At 63.7% G+C, this 399-nt stretch carries 1 pseudogene; it reads right to left on the bottom strand.

The window, feature by feature from the left end:
- A pseudogene (locus FDW84_RS19015) lies at positions 1-399 on the bottom strand (lipoyl synthase); the annotation flags it as partial.

The raw sequence follows: 399 nt of genomic DNA on the forward strand, positions 1-399 counted from the left end.
GATGTGTTCGGGTTTGCCGGAGAAGTCCGGGATCAGCAGCTCCACCCCGGTGCCCGGGTTCAGCTCATGGATCTTCCGGACCGTCTCGGCGTAGAGCCACACGCCCTCATCCGCCAGGTCGTCCCGAGCCACACCGGTGACCGTGGCGTAGCGCAGCTGCATCGACTGCACGGACCGGGCCACCTTGGTCGGCTCGAACATGTCCACCGGCGAGGGCTTGCCGGTATCGATCTGGCAGAAATCACACCGGCGCGTGCACTCGGACCCGCCGATCAGGAACGTGGCTTCCTTATCCTCCCAGCACTCGAAAATGTTGGGGCAACCGGCCTCCTCACACACCGTGTGCAGGCCTTCCTTCTTCACCAGGTTCTTCAGGCCCACAAACTCGGGACCCATCTG

It is taken from the genome of Pseudarthrobacter sp. NamE5 (assembly GCF_005796225.1).
In the GTDB taxonomy this organism is placed as follows: domain Bacteria; phylum Actinomycetota; class Actinomycetes; order Actinomycetales; family Micrococcaceae; genus Arthrobacter.